Annotated in this window: 1 protein-coding gene; it reads right to left on the bottom strand. The window is 51.6% G+C overall.

Annotation, left to right across the window (positions count from 1 at the left end):
• Positions 1-453: PTS sugar transporter subunit IIB (locus tag K0039_RS25250; RefSeq protein ID WP_228106876.1), on the bottom strand; the 453-nt coding region annotated here is incomplete at its 3' end.
• Between the last annotated feature and the right edge of the window lie 8 nt (positions 454-461).

Raw genomic sequence — 461 nt, 5'->3', positions numbered from 1 at the left:
TGATTGATGAGAATTAATTAAGCTATCGAGCTGTTCACGCAGCTGAGATACATGCAGACCAATGATCACCTGAATGGCATCGCCACTACGGAAGACGCCGTGCGCTCCCAGCTTTTTAAAGACTTCGTCATCCAGCGTTTGTGACATGTCATGCAGTGCAATACGTAAACGCGTCGCGCAATTGTTAATGCTGGAGATATTGCCGACCCCGCCCAGGGCTTGCAGGATACCGGCAGCCTGATCCAGCTCTTTTTTTGGCTCTGCCGCGGTGGTTTGGCCTCGCGAGGCTTTGTATTCGGCTTTTGAGTAGAGTTTCACTTCCGCATCTTCACGTCCCGGCGTGCACATGTTGAACTGCAGAATCAGTGTGCGGAAAACCACGAAGTACAGCAGGGTAAAGCACAACCCAATGGCGATTTGGGTCAGCATCATATCCGCGTGGTTGCTGAACATCGGGATCC

Source organism: Terrisporobacter mayombei (genome assembly GCF_020748465.1).
In the GTDB taxonomy this organism is placed as follows: domain Bacteria; phylum Bacillota; class Clostridia; order Peptostreptococcales; family Peptostreptococcaceae; genus Terrisporobacter; species Terrisporobacter mayombei.
The sequence above is the reverse complement of the archived record's forward strand: the minus strand, read 5'-3'. Positions and strand labels throughout refer to the sequence as shown.